The following is an 18,131-nucleotide window of genomic DNA, read 5'->3' as shown; positions in this document are numbered from 1 at the left end:
AGTAGCGGTTATCTCTCTAGAATAATCGTAATAAAGCAATCTGGCTATCAGATAGCGATAAAAATAACATACTATGCGAGCCATTTGGACAGGAGCAATCGGATTTGGTTTGGTAAACATCCCGATAAAACTATATAGCGCAACAGAAAGCAGCAGCCTTGATCTCGATATGCTAGATCGAAAAGATTTAGCCAATATTAAATTCAAACGCGTCAATGAACAAACAGGAAAAGAGGTAAAGTGGGATAATATTGTCAAGGGATATTTTATGAAAGATCATTATGTGGTATTGGAAGATGCTGATTTTGAAGATGCCAGTCCGGAAAAATCAAAACTCGTCAATTTACATGCATTCGTCAAATTGGCAGATATCGACAGTATATATTTTGATACACCCTATTATCTTGAACCCCAAAAAGGTGGTGAAAAAGCATATCAATTGTTATTAAAAGCTCTTGATAAAACAAAAACAGCCGGACTTGGCGCTTTTGTCATGCGTAATGTAGAACACCTTGCCATCATAAAACCCTATCAAAATGTTTTGGTTTTGAACAAAATCCGTTATCAACAGGAAATAAGAAGCCTTGATGAACTGAAACTGCCTGCTGAAGTCAAACTACAAAAAGTAGAAATGGATATGGCCACGCAACTTATTCAACAGCATAGTCAGGCTTTTGATCTAAGCAGCTATAAAAATGAATATAGTGAGGAACTGTTAAAGATTATCAAACAAAAAGATAAAGGTAAGCGGCCTACAATAAGAAAAATAAAGGTTGAAAATACGAAGGCCAATGACCTGCTCGCCAAACTAAGAGCAAGCTTAGGTTAACTAAAAAATTTATTCAATACATAAACTCAAATCAGGAAAATACATATTGTCTACGCAAACTAGGCCAATGTTGGATATGTGGTGTACAGATCGTTATGAACTTGATTACTTACACATTTACAGCGAACGGACAGATATCCTTACGTTACCCGTCAATGATTCACTATTTCTTTCAAACCATATGAGAGCGAACACTGTTCTTAATCAAAAAGGCATGAAAAATATTATTCCTGAACAGAAAGAAGGAAAGAAGCTTGATTGCTTTGAGTCAGTTGATTTTGAGAGTGCAGCAATGGCCGACTTGGCCTTTGAGACCGTATGCACCGATCTCCTGAATGTCAATTACTGGTATGAACTTGCAAAAATCCCTGCCACGACTTTTCAGTTGACCGACAGCAACGGTTTTCCGATTGACCGTCCGCTTGCGTTACATGACTACATCAGACTGAATATTCCCGGCCCCGGCCTGCCCAGCAGTGAAGGCTATGACTGGGTAAATGTAGTCAATATTACCCAAGATGTAACGACTGAATATAAGCTACTTGCTTTGACACTAAAACCCTGTCCTGATCCAAGACATCCCGACAACAAAGATACCTCCCATTTTTTTGAAGGTATCTCCTCTTCAACGTTCCTAGTAGAACAACGACGCAACAGCATATTAATTCAATATGCTGGACGTAATGAAATTATTAACGTGGAAAATCATGGCCTAGGTGACAATATCAGGAACTTAATTATTGGGTTGGCCGCGAAAATTGGGGCCTCTTATCCGCAATGGAAACTCCTCGTTAAAGGCCTCGCAGATCGAATACGTCCGAATAGACCATAAATTGGAGCCACGATGACCAAGGTAACGCTTAATATTATTAATTTTTTAAGAAAATAAATTCAAATAAGATAATCTGTTTCAATAAAAATATCCTATTAATCACCGATAGACAATCTACTTGTATTAATTTTTTCGTATATTTAGGCATATATCTTAAGGAGTTTTTGGGTTACTATGAACACTGATTTTCAATCTAACAATCAAAATGCGATCAAACTTCAGCATTTTGGCAGTCTTGTTGTTTTGGATGAACAATATACTATTGTAGCTCTGAGCGAATTCGCGGCTGAAAAAGCCAATCTGCCTACCGACGTTCTATTACGCACGAATTTTTTTGAAGGTTTTGCCAAGGTTTTTGGTGATGCTATTCAAAAGATCGCAGATGTGATGAGTGAATTGCGTGAAAATAGTCAGTCACGTCATATCCTGCCCATAAAAGTATATCAGGAACGTATCTATTTCAAAATCAAACTATATCAAGGTCATTTTTATATCGAATGGGAACGACAACATAAAAAATATATTTCCGCAAAAAAAATAAACGAATTTAACTTTTTACTCGACACAATCCAACCTAACAACTGGGATAGGGTTTGCTTAGCAATCAATAGATTACTAAATTACGATCGTGTTTTTGTCCTTCAAATTCAGGAAACCGGATATAGTGAGGTGATCGCCGAACATACCGCTGACGGTAAACCTTATTTCAGAGGAAAAGAGTTTTCCAGAGATTTCATGCCCCAAGAAGCGATGGAATATTATAGCAGCTATTCGTATCGTTATGTTCCCAACATCAAAAAAGTTGATCAGCATTTTGTGTATATGGAAGATAGCATAGACACACTTTCCAGTCTTTTGCGCCCGCTTCCTCAACTTCATCATCTTTTTCTTGAAAAGATCAGCGTCCAGAGCGCGTTGTTTTTCCGTATTTGTATAGATGATGAATTCTGGGGACTTGTGGTGGCTCAACATACCCATGAGAAAGAGGTAGATCTGCAACAACGGAAACTATGTACTTTTGCCATCCAGGCTGCTACCAATAAGTATGAAAGCCACGTAAAACAAAACCTGCTCGAAAGAACAGAACTTCTTAATTCGGCAGAAAAAGAGCTAAAAAAAAGTTTGTCCGAGAACAAAATGGTTAACTGCGCATTAGTCCAGCATATAGATACGCTCACCGAACTGGTCAATGCAGATGGTCTTGCCATTTTTAATCAGGGCGATGTCTTCAACTACCGTCATACACCGCATAAATCACTGTTTTATGAAATCATTCAATTTCTCCAACAACATAGTGATAAAGCATTGTTTAAGGATTACAACTTTAGATTAAATCACCAGCATCATTTCAAAGAAAAGTTAAATTTTGCAGGACTGATGTATCTCAAGGTTGGCCTCGAAAATGATTATTATCTTGTATGGTTCAGAAAAGCAAGTCAAAGTCGTGTGATGCAACTAGGACAGGTCGGAAAAGCTCTTAAAGAACCCGGGAAACTAAAAATTTGGGAGGATGTTCGTTATGATGTCGCCAAACCTTGGAACGATGCAGAAATCAATTTTGTCTTGCGTCTCAATCAAATTATTAAAGAATCCATATTCAGAAAACTCAAAGAAAGACAATTACTTAATGAGGAACTACTGAGTCTGAACAATGAATTGGAAATGTTTACCTATACACTATCCCATGACCTGAAAAATCCCTTGTCAATACTAAAAATGGGCATTCAATTTCTACAACAGCATTCCGACAATATTGATCTTTCTAAAACCAACAAATGGTACCAGAATTTCAGCAGAAGTGTCGCCAATATTGAGGATATCATCAACAGTATGGTACAATTAAGTCAACATCGGGCAAGTGTTCTGGATAAAGAGCCGCTTCCTATGGCTTACACGCTACAACGTATCTTTCAGGAAAATAAAACGCTATATGATGCAGCAGACTGTGAGCCCCATTTTGGGCAATTGCTGCCAATATGGGGAGAAAAAAGTGCTGTCTATCAGATATTTACCAACCTTATTGTAAATGCCATTAAATATTCTTCTCAGTCCGACAAACCTACGATCAACATTGAGAGTAGCACCAAGGATGATATGACCTATTACTGCATCAAGGATAACGGCATAGGCATCCCTGAAGAACATCTACCACATATCTATGAAATGTTTACCCGGGCAGATAATGTCGGTGGGATTCCCGGAACGGGCATCGGCTTATCTCTTGTCAAGCGTGTCATGGAGCGTCTTGGAGGAAGCATTCAAGTCGAATCAAAGGTTGGTGTCGGGACAACAGTTCACCTTTATTTCCCTATTGTTGCACCTTTTCCGGATCATATGCTCAATGACTGATGCCATACGTCTTGACGATAGAAACACGATAAAATACGGGTATAGATTAATTTTTCTTCACTAATTTTCGGTAAATAACAAGTGTAATTACAAATATAAAGATAAGGATAAAGAGCCAAATACCCGGCTCTGTGTACCACTCATTCGAATTTCCGGTATTTAATGCCTCCGTGCGTTCCGACTGTTGCGTTATCAGAGCAATGAATGCGATATTTAAAGCGTTTAATATTATCATGACAATTTTATCCTAGAATCCAACATTAGAAGAACCAATTTCATTGGAAAGTAGTTTGAATCGAATTAATTTAAACCAATTGCCCATTTTGATTGTTCTTTTATTAAAGCAATAGGCATAAAAGTATACATACTCATTCAATCGTTGAGAACAATGGAAAAGATTTTGCAGCATTCGATAGTGAAACAAGGTTTGATTATTGCATATTATTTTAGTAATAGATGGTATCGAAAATGTTTGTTTAGTGAGACCAGTATTCCTGTTTCAAATAATACCGATCCGATGGTAGTAACCGAAGCAGATTTAGATCATTCTCACCGGCAAAAGAAGGCTGAATTAACTTGCGCTCCTATACAGGAGGACAACATCACCGAAGAAATAAAGCAACCGTGCAAAGAAAAATACGACCGAAACACAAGTCAAAAATCCAGGAATAATCATTGATTGAGCGTCATTCCGATTCGATTTGTAATTGATTATCTTTATTGAAGCGAATATCCCGGATAAAGACAATCCGCTTATCACCTGTTTTTGTTGTCCGCCCGTGATAAACACAACGCAGCTTTCCATCGCGATCTTTAAAAATACTATTGTGTCCCGTACCTGAAATAACTCCGCCGTGATCGGTATTTTTTTGTATAATCGGATTGGTTTCTGATTTGCTGTAACGTCCCAAAGGAGATGTGGAGGTAGCATAGCCGACGGCGTAATTTGCTCCCGCAAAATAATTAGCGGAGTACATCATATAATATTGGCCTTTTGCTTTTAATAAAAATGAACCTTCCGTCCATCTTCTGTTGATTTCGCCGGAAGATACGGAACGACTTTCCCATTCGGACTGTTTATCATTCATCTTTAGCGGTGGACGTATTAACAGTTCAGGACGCCCAATGACCTGCTGCATGCTGCTGTCCAATTCAACGCCATAAACCCAGCTTTCCTCAATATCTTTATATCCCCATTTAGATTTAGCCCAGTCGGCGATTTCAGAAGCAACGGGATGTTCATAGCAACAACGGGAGTAAAACAAATAATTTTTGCCGTCAGTATCCCTAAAAACATTGGCATCGATAATGGGATAGCCGGGGTCAAATAGTGGCTTGCCTGTCAGGTCTAAAAATGGTCCCGCCGGATTATCTGCAACCGCCACGCCAATGCGATAGTTCTCCAATTTATCCCCGGGGTTTTCCTTCCAGTGTGCACTATAATACATGTAGTATTTATCATTGACCAAGTACACTTCCGGCGCCCAAAAGTCTTTTGTTCCCCACCCTTTAGGCTGTCTTCCATCATATACCTTCCCTACTTCCTTCCACTGGATGAGATCTTTTGAACTGTATGCTATAAACCCATTTTCCGTGCCCCCTGTTCCATACAGATAATATTGATCACTGGGTTTATCATAGAGAATAAATGGATCCCCGAAAGCGACATCCAAGGAGGAAGCAGATTTATCTTCAGTCTCAAGTAATCTAAATTTAGCACTGTCAAACTTAGGCGTCATCCTCCCGCTCCCTTCCGAGGAGACAAGATCGACAGGTACTATCGCCGTACGTCGTGGAGCAACTTGCTGTTCAGAAAAATGCGTATGACAGATGTAGTACCACTGCTTCCCTTTTTGGAATAAATCGCCATGACCGGTGCCCGGAAATCCACTGTTATTTTGGCTTAATAGCGGATTTGTTTCTATTTTTTTCCAAGGGCCAAACACATTGTCAGCAACAGCTACGCCTACAGCATAATCTTTATTTCTAAAATCATTGGCCGAATAAAACATGTAATAACGTTTACCCTGTCGTAAAACCGTAGGGCCCTCGCTGACCGGCCATGAGGATCCAGCGGTATTCTCCCAAGGGAGTTCCGCATGTAGGCATTCTTTTAATGTTTCTTCCTTAATCCCCGAGTAATCATCTTTCAATTCAGCAACGAAGATGCGGTTTCCTTCCGTTAACCTGACATGAAACAAATATTTTTTACCATCGTTGTCCCTGAATACATAGGGATCGATCTGCTTTCCGCCCTCCATAAGAGTCTTAGGAACGTTTTGTTTAAAAGGACCTATAGGGGAATCGCTGACAGCGATCGCAATTTTTTCATCGGCAGTATATGCCATGTAAAACTTTCCCTGCTCAGACCACACCTGTGGTGCCCAGAATCCCGTGCTTCCAAATACATCCTCTTGAATTAATGCAAATCCTGCTTTTGCGCCTATCGGCCCCTGCCAATGTTTTAAATCTTCTGACTTGTACACTTTAAACCCCAATTGCTGATCACCATCTCCATTAGTGCCATACAAATAGTAATAACCATCATGATAGAAGATCGTGGGATCAGCCTGAAAAATTCCATTTTCAGGTGACCGAGCCCCTCCGTCAGCATCATGCATAACGGAGACAATACTATCCTTACCCATTGGGTAGCCCAGGGGCAGTATAGCGTAAAGCATAAAAAAAAATGCAGTAAATTTCATCTGTTTCACCGATACAATTTGAGTACACCTTAAAATTGAAGAAATATTTACAATATCACAGGCGATATCGTATCAATAAAGGATCAATTTGTATCTTTTTTCGGTTTTTACTTTTAGCCGATGTATAAAAGAACCCATCGAGAATGGAAAATTAATTTAATATTCCATTCTCGAAGGCAAACTTGACCAAATGTGCAGTATTCTTCACGCCAGCTTTATCTATTAGATTTTGCCGGTGCCCCTCCACAGTACGTTTGCTCAAAAAAATCTTATCTGCAATTTCAATATTGGTGTAACCTTCTGCAATAAGTCCCAATACCTCGAGTTCCCTTTCGGAAATCTCGAAATCAGTTTGTATTCCCATCGCATGCTGCGCATAGCGTTGACCAGAGCGTATCTGCTCCAGCAGTAACATTGAAATCTCCTCACTCATATATCTACCGCCAGCAGCAATATGATTAAGTGCAAAAAGCAACTCGTTATAACCAACATTTTTTAGCAAATACCCTCTAAGACCATATTCAAATGCTTCAATGACATAGTTAATCTGGTTCAGCATCGAGAGAATTACCACTTTTATATCTTTATGGTGTTGATGCAACTCCTGTAAAAGAGCAATCCCATCCATTTCTTCCATGCTAATATCCGTCAATACAATATCAGGCAGAAGATCTCGGTTCGAATCCAGATAATCCAGCGCTTCTTTGCCATTGGACGCCTCACCAACAACCTTAAAACTATCTTGGGACTCCAGAAGCAATTTTATACCATTACGTACCACCATATGGTCCTCTACCAATAGGATTTTTGTCATATCGTCTTTTTAAATCGTTAATTTAAGTATCATACCTTTTTCAACGGTATCGTTAATAATTTTAGCACTATATAACTCCATTACTTTTTTTAGTCGCATTGGGCTATCAGCGCTTCTGGTTTTTTGCAGTATGTTATCCGCCTTAAAATAAGGCAACACTTTTATAAATACAGCAAAATCAATGAGTTGTACAGATATTGAAATCGTCTGAATAGGCATCTCGTCTTTCAGATATTCAAATAGTGCGGTAAGCATTTTAAAAAGATGCACCTGAATATGATGATGAAGTTCCTTTAAATCCGGATCGAGGATAATATCTATATTAAAGCCTAGTTTTTGTCTATACGAGCTCACGACCTCATCAATTGCATGGAAAATTCCCAAATCATTCAAAATTGGATTATAAAGCACAATAGCTTTGTTTCGTAATTCAATCACTAACGAAGTTAGAGAATCACGCAAACAACGTAGTTCTTCAAAGTCACCATGCCGATTTGTAAAATTCTGTAATGATATTCGCATTCCATATAATTCCTGCGCGAGTTCATCTCTAAAATAACGCCCTATACGTCCTAAGTCTTCCTGCTGGTTTCGGATTATGGATTTGTAAAAATCTTCCTGACTTCCTCCCCAGATCTGATTTAGATCCTGCCCCCCATCGTTTTCCTGTGATTGATCTATATATAAATTTTTGTCATCGTTCCCCATAGTATATTGCTTTTCGTAATATGATCAATAACCATTATCAAGCTCGAACAGTTTTTAAAATCTGATAACTCCGTTAAAGATTCCTGTATAGTTTATAGTACTGCGTATAAATACGTAGTACTATGGGATAAAGGATGGAATTTCATAAGGAAAACACTTGTTGTTAAAGTAAAAAACACCTTAATTCACCTCTAACATCCGGAACGAACAATGCCAGCAAAATAAACTTAAAGTACTATAAAACACCAAGTTAAATTAGAAACAAAATTACATATCTCGAATTTAAATTTAAAAAAAACAATTTTTACCTGTTTTTTCTAGCACCCTAATTGTAGTAGTCTTGGCACTAATAAACACTTAAAATTGATAATATGGAAAATACAACAATCGATCAACTGTTTAAGGAAAAGAGACCTACATTAAAATATTTGGCGGCGCAATTTACGAGCGACCCAGATGAAAAAGAAGATTTAGTGCAGGAAACTATGGTTAGATCATTATCTTCCATAGAAAAGTTTTTAAAACACCCAAAGCTTATGTCCTGGTTATATATTATTATGAAGAATACGTATATTAATCAGTATACACGCAATAAACGGTTAGAAAATTACCGCAACGAATACATAAGTACTGGTTATATAAATGAAATCACAACAAATCGTGGTGAAAATAACTTTGTGGCATCAGACATACAGCATGCGCTCAATAAATTACCAAAAGATTATTACAATGCTTTTGCATTATTTTTAGAAGGTTTTAAATATTATGAAATAGCGGAGCACTTGCAAATTCCGGAAGGAACGGTAAAAACACGTATCCATATGGCTCGAAAATCTTTACAGAAGCAACTAAAAACGTATGCTAAAAGTATTTATTAAAGAGCAGAAACTATTTATACCAAAGCAGACGCAATTATCGTGTCTGCTTTTTTTTTATATTTTTTTGTTTTATACTGCTCAGGCCCGCAGGTGCTGTCACCAATATTTAGTATATTAGAATAATTACTTATAAAATCCAGCTTAATAGTCGTTACGATATGAGACATAAAATAAAGTTATTATCGCTAGTCGTCAGTAGTGGTTTATTATTGATGATATCCTGCCAATCTGTTTCCAGTGACAATAGAGACCGGATACGGGTCAGCGGCGAGGGAAAGATTAGAATAATGCCTGACCAAGTTACACTTACCATTAATACAGCATTTACAAAACCGCGGATGGTAGATGCGGTACGGGAAACACAAAATACTGTTGACAGCGTCATCGCCATACTTGGAAAATATGGGAATAAAAAGGAAGACATCAAAACAAGTAGTGTTTCGGCAAACAAGGACTATCAATTTATCGGAAATACGAATAAATTTGTCGGTTATCAAGCGCAACAGACCATCGATTTTGTTTTACACGATCTATCCAAATTCACGGAATTAACGGGTAAATTACTCGAAACAAAAATCAGTGGAATTGGCTCCATTTCATTTGACCATTCAAAAGCCGATAGTATTCTTCGGGAAGCCGACCTCATCGCATATGATGATGCACTAAAATCAGCTCAAAAGTTGGCATCAAGAGCTGATGTAAAGATTGGAAAGCTGCTATTTTTATCAAATGATGGTAGTGCCCCGAATGAATCTACAGGGTATAGAACAGGAATGGCTCTGGAAACATTTAATAAAGCTTATGGCGGCGAGGGATTTAAGATAGCTCCGGAGGTACTTGAATTTAAAAGGACGATATATACCGAATTTGAAATAAAATAGCATACCCGCTGTAGAATACGATCGTTCCCGTCTAATACTGAAAATATCATGTCCCAAAGCGTGTACAACTTTTTGGGGACATGATATTTTCAGTATTTTTTTACGGCATTTTCGCTAGATTTTGAGACTCAGCTCGGTTGCAAAATTCCAACACCAAATTTGAGCGAAAGCGCCGTTTGCTTAAAGTGACCTACCCTAGCTACCAAATAAAAAAGATACTTGACCACCACCGTAATAACCTTTATTTTTGGTCAAGATTGACCAAGCCACCAAATAAAGTTGCCATTCCACCGTACAAAGTACCGGAAGATCCTTTTATGACCATATAACCCAACTCTACCTTTGCAACTTTTGAACTGTCACGTTCCAGAAATTGATTTCGATACCACGTATCAAGGCAAAGTTATATTTGAAGTACGGGACATGTCTTTTGAAATCAGTGAGCAATAATAGCATAAAAAGATCTACTTTCGAATAATTCGGAAGCAGATCTTTTATTGCAATTTCGATTAAGGAATAATGGTCAATATGGTATTTGCACTATGTGCATTAATAGCGGGATCATACATACATCCTACCGTAGTGATTCCCGAATTAAATGTGCCCGGATTGTTCGCTTTAACCTCATACTCATAGGTGGATTTTCCCTTTGACAGGCGATCCATAAAGTAATTTGTCGATGCATCTTTCAAACTAAAATAATACCCTTTTCGCCATTGGTATCCAGAAGGGCTATAGACGGGTTCTACACCGGCCGGGCGGCTATCTTTCAGATGAACATATTGAATAGGGTCATCATTGATCACTGTAATCCTAACTTTGATCCGTTCGCCCAACTTAGCTTCCTTGGATTCTACCCATTCCCCTTTCCGCTCTATCAGATATACTTTCTGAACCGAGAGCGCATTGGTACTGGATTTCACCTGGTCGAGATCAGCAAAATACTGATGGACAATACTCCCGAAAATAACTCTATCATTGTGGTTTTGTATTTGAATAGCCTTATCAGTTTGCAGTTCCGCTCGATCAAATTGCTTACTGACTTCTCCCAGAACATTGTTGCTGAGGTCAGCCTCTTCCTTATTCACCCAAACACGCACGGTGTTCCCAGTAACAAAATCCTTCGGATTGTTTGCCAATAACAACGCATATAGGGCATCTGCTGTCATCCAGGTGCTATACCAATGATTGGCCTGTTTGTTATAATAGATCCATTGAGTAATTTCATTTAGCTTGGCCGGATCATTTAGTTTGTAAGCTTCCACAAGATAAGATTGTAAACTAATTTTATTGTATTGATTCAAATTACTTTTCCAATACATTCCTTTTTGTGCATCGACAATAGCCTCTTGATCAAGTCTATTTTTGATTTCCATACTTTGTTTACCTTGTCCAAAGAGCTGGTTAACAATCCATGCTTTAGCTGCCAGTCCAGCACTTAGACCGGCACTGCTTAAGGAGGAATTAAGCATTTTATGCTGTACTAATCGAAGTGAATCTTGTGGGAAAGGATTGAATTCAGTCCAATACCTGCGTGCAAATAAATAGTCTATTCCCACATTGACACTGGCTTTGGGCGAAAATATGGCCGGATCGCGATCAAGGTATTGCGTAAGCTTTAAAGCAAGGTCTCGCATATCACTGTTGACCAAGGTTCTGTCCAAATAGAGTACCTTACCAAAGATTTCCAGCATACGGATGCTGATTTCAGTATTGGCCTGTCCTCCGTCAAACCAAGCAAACGAACCATCTTTTGACTGATTATTTTTTATCTTCTGTTCAATGGCACTGATTTCAGATTGTATATCAATGTTAAAAAACGCTGCTATTGCTTTCAACCGTTCCTTATCTCCCTGCATGTCCCGTAACCAGGGCATTTCTTCCATTTTAAATTCCTCTAAACTGCTATTCTCTTCTAATCGTCCTTTTTTTGATCCGACATCCAATTTCTTGAAATAGTCCGTCACTGCTGGATAATGTAGCTGTATGTATTGCGCCATTTTGAGACCAAACCATTTGCTGCTCAGTTGTTCATTACATTCATAGGGATAGTTTTTCAGATAGTCCAGTGCCGAAAGTATTTCCAGTATGGGATTGCTTTGTACCTGTACCCTCCCCATGAGGTTGTCCTTCGCATTTCCTTTTAATGTATATGTTTTGGACTCTCCTGCTTTTAGAATAATTTTTTCCGAATCAGCAACCAGAATTTTATTCGGTAATACCGGAATTTCAATAATTTCACCATCAGAAAACTCCTTGCCTGCTGCAACAATACGAACCTGAATTGTTGGATATTCAGCTGGGATTTTCAATGTCCATTCCGCGGTTGTGTTATTGGATGCTGCCACACTAAAGTTTTTTAACACGGAGTCAACGCGAAAAGCGGCCGAAACGACCTGATTATTCCGTGGATCAATAAGTTCTATTGTTGTATTTACCTGCATACGCTCCTTCGTCAAATTTTGAATTTGCGCCTTGATCGTAATCTGGTCATTGGTTCTAAAATAGCGTGGAATATTCGGGCGCACCATCAGCTGTTTTTGTGTTTGTGTAAAATAGGTACCTCCAGCTGATGCCAACTCCTGAGTATGCGCAAAAAGTAACAATTTCCATTTTGTCAATGCTTCGGGACTATCAAATTCAAAACTGATATTACCCGCTTCATCGGTATATAAATTGGGAAAGAAGAAAGCCGTTTCCTGAAGATTGGTACGTGCCTTAATCTGCTTTAACGGATTATCTGCGGCGGCGTCCATTTCAATAGCACCCATTCCAAATTCGGCAAGCTTCTCATTTGCTGTAATCCCCATAACTGGCGGTTCATTCAACAACGCAGAGGCAGGTAAAGGTCGAGACTGTTTTGCTACACTTGCAGCACCGCGGATGCGTATCGCGCCAACTTCGGCCCGCAGTCCCGGATCCCGCAACTCGTCGTACATACTCACGGTTGACATGTACGCTTGGTTATCTACTACTTCATATAAGGAGTCGTCCCGCTCCAGAACGCTGCCCCTATAGCCCCCGCGGTTTGATAACAAACCATAGTCATAAATCTGATCTCGTTGATTATCGGCATCAGGACCGAAGTAATAAGAGATAAACATGTTTCTTGAACTGATCTGTTGTCTAAAAGCATTGTTGATGTAGTAATAATTGGACCTTGGATAATAAGGATAACGCAACTGAAAAGAACCGAAAGCATTACTGGCAAATGCATCCAACGAGGCGTCATACATCGTTGCCAACACTTCTGTCGCTATTGGTTTATCCTCCTGTTTTACCATAAAGCTCCATTTTTCTTTTTGACCGGGCTTTATTTTATCGCGAAATGTCCTGGTTTGAATCGTTAACTCCTTATTCTGTTGAAAAACAGGAATTATAATTTGTGACAGCATCAGTTGATTATTGACAACAAAAAGTGCATTCAGCTGTAATTGACCGATGACATCTTTTTCATCCAATACAAATTGATAGTCAATACGACCATTTTTCCAATTCAGGATTTTTGTATCTAATTTTTGCGAATTTCTCTCGCGCATTAACAACAGTTTCCTTGCATTTTTCACATCAGTCTGCAGCATGATGGTGACCCGATCACCAATCTTATATCTGTCTTTATCCAACCGGTAAGTGAAAAACTCTTGCTCTTTTAATTTCTTATCTTTCGACCGGTATAAATTCGTATAGCCGACCGCCCGTACGGTATCCCCATCCCGTATACTAATGGCTTCGATCTCGTATCTTCCCCAGTTGAATTTTAATGAGTCAAGTATGATCTTACTCGTATCTTCGTCATCTAAATCATAACTGGCTATCTTAATCTTTTTCTCTTCTTTTTGGAGCGAGACCGGATCAAAATAAAGTGGAAAATACTTACTATAAAGCTCTTTTGAAAGCAGATGATATTCTGCCCTTCCAAAACTTTCCCGGTATTCCGCTGTCAAAGGAATGCTGGTATCTTCCAACTTATAAATCGTGACCTTTCCGTCGAATTTCATCGGAAAACCATTTTGATTTTGTTTTAAGATCGTAATATCGCGCCATTTCTTTTCTTCCATAAGAGCAGGAACCTGAATCTGCAGCTGCCATGGACGGGACGAATAAACATAACCGCCGGAAGCCGATTGCATCTCCCCTGTCTGATTCACCACCTCAGCCTGATATGTCAATACATAGTCTTTCAGTCCGGCAAACTGGCTATCCACCAGGGGTACCCGAATGTAAAAATTTCCTTTTTCATCAACTGTTGTTGTTGAATCGCTATAAACAATATTCTTTTCTTCCTTCACATGATAGAATGATACTTTATACTTGACTGTGGCACCGACTAGCGATACGCCAGCCAAACTCTCTGCTTTGCCAACAAATATTGCAGTATCTTTTGCTGTATAAGTCATTTTATTCGGCTCAAAAACTACTTCAAATGTCGGTCGCTTATATTCTTCGACCCGGAAATAGTGTTGATCAAGCTGTTTTGAGCCATAAAATACCAAGAGGTTATAGTTTCCATTCAATGCCTTTGACGGCAGCTGGAAACTCGCGTTGGCAGACCCAAACAGATTTGTTGTCAAGTTCATCGAGTCGATTTTCTGGCGATTGGCATCCTGCAAATAAATTTTAACACTCTGCTTTTCTAAAACCTTGCCCTGCTGTACATGATCATCGTAAAGAATTGTCTTAAAATAAACGATTTGACCCGGTCGGTAGATTGCTCTATCCAACAAGCTGAGTGCACGCATATTCCGCTTATTATTGCTTTCGGCTGATTGGCGTAGGTTGTTTTGATAATAGACTTGATTTTCGTTATCCAAAGGAATTAATGTTTTTTCCCCAGATAGCAATAATGCATGATTACGTAGGTAACCCTCATTTTCGGGCGAGTAAGTCGCCTTAAAGCTGAATTCGCCAACAGCATTGGTCTTTAATTGCGCGATCAATTTAGGAAGAGCATTGTCTACAAGCTGGTACAATGTTGCGCTTTGATTGGTATAGGGTGCTCCGGTTTTTCTATTCAATAACAACCCCGAATATATAAACTCATCGGTAGATTTTACAGCTATATTTCCGGGTATAAATACATCTGAAATGATAACCTGGGATACAGCGACATCCTTATCCTGCCCATTATCGTGAAAAAACTTATTATTCCCGACCAAAATGGTATAAGTACCCGCTTTAAGGGGATTAATTTTATAAATTGTACTGTGCGTCGTATAATCAACAAACGCTTTCAATGGAACTTGTTCCTCATAGACCAGCAACGCATCTAGGGTCGTCCGATAATTAAGGGAATCATATTTTACCGTATAGTTCTTTGAACGCCTCGGCATCAGGCTTGTATTATACACCTTGATATAAAGGCTGTCTACATTTGTGTGATAGATTTGGACCGGTACGTATTCGTCAGTCGGTGCCGTTCTCTTGTAATTTAAGGTAATGGAAGCCTTCTTAATTTCCTTCATTAAATTAACGGCATTCGAAATCCAAGGCGATTTTGGGTACTCTTGTAAGGCTTTTTCAAGATAGGTAACTGCCGTAGGCTTCTTTCCGATATCATTGAAAGCCGTCGCTATCTGATACAATAAAAAAGCGTTATAGTCACTTTTATTGCTCGCTATATTTTTCAAGTACTCGTCCACTCTTTCTTCGATATGATTCCATTTCCAATCTTTGGACATGATATAGCTACGTGCATCCAGATAATTATTTTCGGTACTGATCGTTAACAATCTCTCTTCAAGTTTATCTCTATTAGTTCTGTTGACACCCTTTAATGTATTCAAAAAATCTAGGTATTGGTAGCTTAGAAAATGGTACAGTGTAGGATTCAGACTGAGGTTCCGGATTTCGACAAACAGACCTTTCCAACGTGTTATGGGTTGGGTACTCAATCCGTTTGTATCCGAAATTGACAGACGAAAAATAGAATCTATCATCTGTATTTTACCTTTTGCATCTTTTGCCACAAATTTGTTTTGGCTTTTACTTGCATACTGGTTGATATTGGAAAATAGATAGCTAGCATAAAAATTTTGAAGGACCGCTTTTTCTACCTTTTCAGCTGTCCGGATATTGTCATCAAAATGATTCTGAATACGCAGAAAAGTAGAATCCCCGGATTGATTTACTTCCAATACTTTGCTCTCCGCCAAAAATGCCCGTATCCATTCAGCATGATCCTTGGCGCGTCTAGCTTCGGCTTTGATATCGGCTAATAAGGGTAACGTCTGCTCATAGTTTTTTATGGAAATAAGCCGTTCGACTTCGTCCCACTTTGTCAACTGCTTGTGTGAACCAAGCTCCTGTGAAAATCCCAAGACCGGGATACATATCAACAATAACCAAATATATTTTTTCATAAAATATGACGCTAAATATTTATTAAATATCCTGTTTTTTTTCGAAAGGATGCGATAAATTAGCATATTCCATAACTGTTAAAAAAAATACTTTCCTGAGGACATACATGCTGAAGCATATTCTATTTCTTTTATTTTTAAGACTGATATTGTACAATTTGATTGCTAGGTATCACTAAATGATAAATCAATATTTTTTTATATATTTAATAAATAATTCATATCCAGTTAATATCAGTTTCGTTCCTTTATAATAGAATAATTAATGCAGTTAACACTTTAATGTATCAATTATGAAAACGATCAACTATTTTTTCCAACGGATTATATTTAGAATCTTTTTAGGTCGGTTCAGTTCATTCTATTCACCACTAAGATTCCACAAAAATTAATTCATATTCAGGTCGGATGACACATCCGATAGCTATATTTCGATAAATGCATTTAACCAAAGATGCCTTTGGCAAAGATTTTATGTGGGGTGTGTCTACCGCAGCCTATCAAATCGAGGGGGCACATGATCAACATGGCAAAGGCCCTTCTATATGGGATATCTTTGTAAAGAAAAGAAACCGTATATTTCAAAATCAACATGGCGATCAGGCCTGTGATTTCTACAACCGTTACATGCAGGATCTGGCATTAATGCAAGGTATGCATATTCCTAACTATCGTTTTTCCTTATCCTGGAGCCGTATCCTACCGAATGGTATTGGGCAGCCCAATCAGTCAGGTATGGATTTCTATGATCGCCTGATCGACCTCTCACTGGAACTGGGGATTACACCTTGGGTTACTCTATATCACTGGGATCTCCCCCATGCCTTAGAAAAAAAAGGTGGTTGGGTCAACCGTGAAGTCAAAGATTGGTTTGGTGAATTTGTATCCACATGTGTTGCCCGTTATGGAGATCGTGTAAAAAATTGGATGGTGCTTAATGAGCCAACCGTATTTACGGCTGCAGGATACTTCTTTGGTGTACATGCTCCGGAAAGAAAAGGTTTGGGCAACTTTCTTGCGGCGGCTCATCATGCTGCATTAGCACAAGCCCATGGCGCTAGGATCATAAAATCCTTACAACCGGACAGTCGGGTGGGCACGACTTTTTCCTGTTCCCATGTTGAACCCTTCACAGCAAGAGAAAAAGATGTGATTGCGGCAAAAAAAGCCGATGTATTACTCAATAGATTGTTTATCGAGCCATTACTGGGTATGGGCTACCCCACACAGGAAATCAAAATTCTCAATCGAATTGAAAAATACATCAAACCGGGTGATGAGAACGATTTAAAGTTTGATATGGACTTTATCGGTATTCAAAATTATACCCGTGAGATGATTCGTTACGCCATGTTTGTTCCCTATCTTCAGGCAAAGATCGTAACAGCCAAGGAACGTAAAGTTGAAATGACCGAAATGAACTGGGAAGTATACCCCAGCTCCATTTATCAAATGCTGAAAAAATTCAGCAGCTACCCTAATATCCCCCCACTCATTGTCACCGAAAATGGTGCTGCTTTTAAGGACCAGATTGAGCATGGACAGGTACATGACCCCAAAAGATTGAACTACCTGCAGGAAGCCATACAACATGTCTATCAGGCAAAAGAAGAAGGCGTAAATGTGAAAGGCTACTTTGTCTGGACTTTTTTAGACAATTTTGAATGGGCGGAAGGATATCGGCCACGATTTGGGTTGGTATATGTAGATTTTCAAAACCAGCAACGCATTATAAAATCCTCAGGTCACTGGTATGCTAATTTTCTAAAATAATCC

At 38.8% G+C, this 18,131-nt stretch carries 10 protein-coding genes; 6 read left to right on the top strand and 4 right to left on the bottom strand.

What is annotated here, in order from left to right:
- The first annotated feature begins 73 nt into the window (after positions 1-73).
- From ABTV71_RS12580 to ABTV71_RS12570, 3 genes are all read left to right on the top strand, one after another.
- Positions 74-829: a Ku protein gene (locus tag ABTV71_RS12580; protein WP_433903394.1), complete on the top strand. Its 756-nt coding sequence runs from the start codon at positions 74-76 to the stop codon at positions 827-829.
- Positions 830-1,043: 214 nt separating this feature from the next.
- Positions 1,044-1,661: a hypothetical protein gene (locus tag ABTV71_RS12575; RefSeq protein WP_433903393.1), complete on the top strand. Its 618-nt coding sequence runs from the start codon at positions 1,044-1,046 to the stop codon at positions 1,659-1,661.
- Positions 1,662-1,835: 174 nt separating this feature from the next.
- Complete coding sequence (locus ABTV71_RS12570) at positions 1,836-4,010, top strand: GAF domain-containing sensor histidine kinase (RefSeq protein ID WP_433903392.1); 2,175 nt, start codon at positions 1,836-1,838, stop codon at positions 4,008-4,010.
- Between the two features lie 686 nt (positions 4,011-4,696).
- On the opposite strand, the gene ABTV71_RS12565 is transcribed toward ABTV71_RS12570, so the two are convergent.
- From ABTV71_RS12565 to ABTV71_RS12555, 3 genes are all read right to left on the bottom strand, one after another.
- A complete protein-coding gene (locus tag ABTV71_RS12565) occupies positions 4,697-6,715 on the bottom strand; it encodes a glycoside hydrolase family 43 protein (protein WP_433903391.1) in 2,019 nt (672 codons plus the stop codon).
- A gap of 151 nt (positions 6,716-6,866) precedes the next feature.
- A complete protein-coding gene (locus ABTV71_RS12560) occupies positions 6,867-7,529 on the bottom strand; it encodes a response regulator (protein ID WP_433903390.1) in 663 nt (220 codons plus the stop codon).
- Between the two features lie 9 nt (positions 7,530-7,538).
- A complete protein-coding gene (locus ABTV71_RS12555) occupies positions 7,539-8,237 on the bottom strand; it encodes a hypothetical protein (RefSeq protein WP_433903389.1) in 699 nt (232 codons plus the stop codon).
- A gap of 371 nt (positions 8,238-8,608) precedes the next feature.
- Here ABTV71_RS12555 and ABTV71_RS12550 point away from each other — a divergent pair, with 371 nt between their 5' ends.
- A complete protein-coding gene (locus tag ABTV71_RS12550) occupies positions 8,609-9,115 on the top strand; it encodes an RNA polymerase sigma factor (protein ID WP_121124639.1) in 507 nt (168 codons plus the stop codon).
- Between the two features lie 158 nt (positions 9,116-9,273).
- On the top strand, positions 9,274-9,996 hold the full coding sequence (locus ABTV71_RS12545) for an SIMPL domain-containing protein (RefSeq protein WP_121124638.1): 723 nt from the start codon (positions 9,274-9,276) through the stop codon (positions 9,994-9,996).
- Between the two features lie 509 nt (positions 9,997-10,505).
- Here the strand turns inward: ABTV71_RS12545 and ABTV71_RS12540 are convergent.
- Positions 10,506-16,355, bottom strand: coding sequence for an MG2 domain-containing protein (locus tag ABTV71_RS12540; protein ID WP_433903388.1), 5,850 nt, complete (start codon positions 16,353-16,355; stop codon positions 10,506-10,508).
- 438 nt (positions 16,356-16,793) lie between these two features.
- On the opposite strand from ABTV71_RS12540, the gene ABTV71_RS12535 reads away from it, so the two are divergent.
- Complete coding sequence (locus ABTV71_RS12535) at positions 16,794-18,128, top strand: GH1 family beta-glucosidase (protein ID WP_433903387.1); 1,335 nt, start codon at positions 16,794-16,796, stop codon at positions 18,126-18,128.
- Positions 18,129-18,131: the final 3 nt, after the last annotated feature.

Origin of the sequence: Sphingobacterium puteale (assembly GCF_050986225.1) — a bacterium.
In the GTDB taxonomy this organism is placed as follows: domain Bacteria; phylum Bacteroidota; class Bacteroidia; order Sphingobacteriales; family Sphingobacteriaceae; genus Sphingobacterium; species Sphingobacterium puteale.
This window is presented reverse-complemented; position numbering and strand designations above follow the sequence as displayed.

Bases quoted from the DNA above. Each gene is read 5' to 3' on its own strand.
- ABTV71_RS12580 (WP_433903394.1), top strand. From the start codon at position 74: ATGCGAGCCATTTGGACAGGAGCAATCGGATTTGGTTTGGTAAACATC.
- ABTV71_RS12560 (WP_433903390.1), bottom strand. From the start codon at position 7,529: ATGACAAAAATCCTATTGGTAGAGGACCATATGGTGGTACGTAATGGT.
- ABTV71_RS12535 (WP_433903387.1), top strand. From the start codon at position 16,794: ATGCATTTAACCAAAGATGCCTTTGGCAAAGATTTTATGTGGGGTGTG.
- ABTV71_RS12555 (WP_433903389.1), bottom strand. From the start codon at position 8,237: ATGGGGAACGATGACAAAAATTTATATATAGATCAATCACAGGAAAAC.
- ABTV71_RS12545 (WP_121124638.1), top strand. From the start codon at position 9,274: ATGAGACATAAAATAAAGTTATTATCGCTAGTCGTCAGTAGTGGTTTA.
- ABTV71_RS12575 (WP_433903393.1), top strand. From the start codon at position 1,044: ATGAAAAATATTATTCCTGAACAGAAAGAAGGAAAGAAGCTTGATTGC.
- ABTV71_RS12570 (WP_433903392.1), top strand. From the start codon at position 1,836: ATGAACACTGATTTTCAATCTAACAATCAAAATGCGATCAAACTTCAG.
- ABTV71_RS12550 (WP_121124639.1), top strand. From the start codon at position 8,609: ATGGAAAATACAACAATCGATCAACTGTTTAAGGAAAAGAGACCTACA.
- ABTV71_RS12540 (WP_433903388.1), bottom strand. From the start codon at position 16,355: ATGAAAAAATATATTTGGTTATTGTTGATATGTATCCCGGTCTTGGGA.
- ABTV71_RS12565 (WP_433903391.1), bottom strand. From the start codon at position 6,715: ATGAAATTTACTGCATTTTTTTTTATGCTTTACGCTATACTGCCCCTG.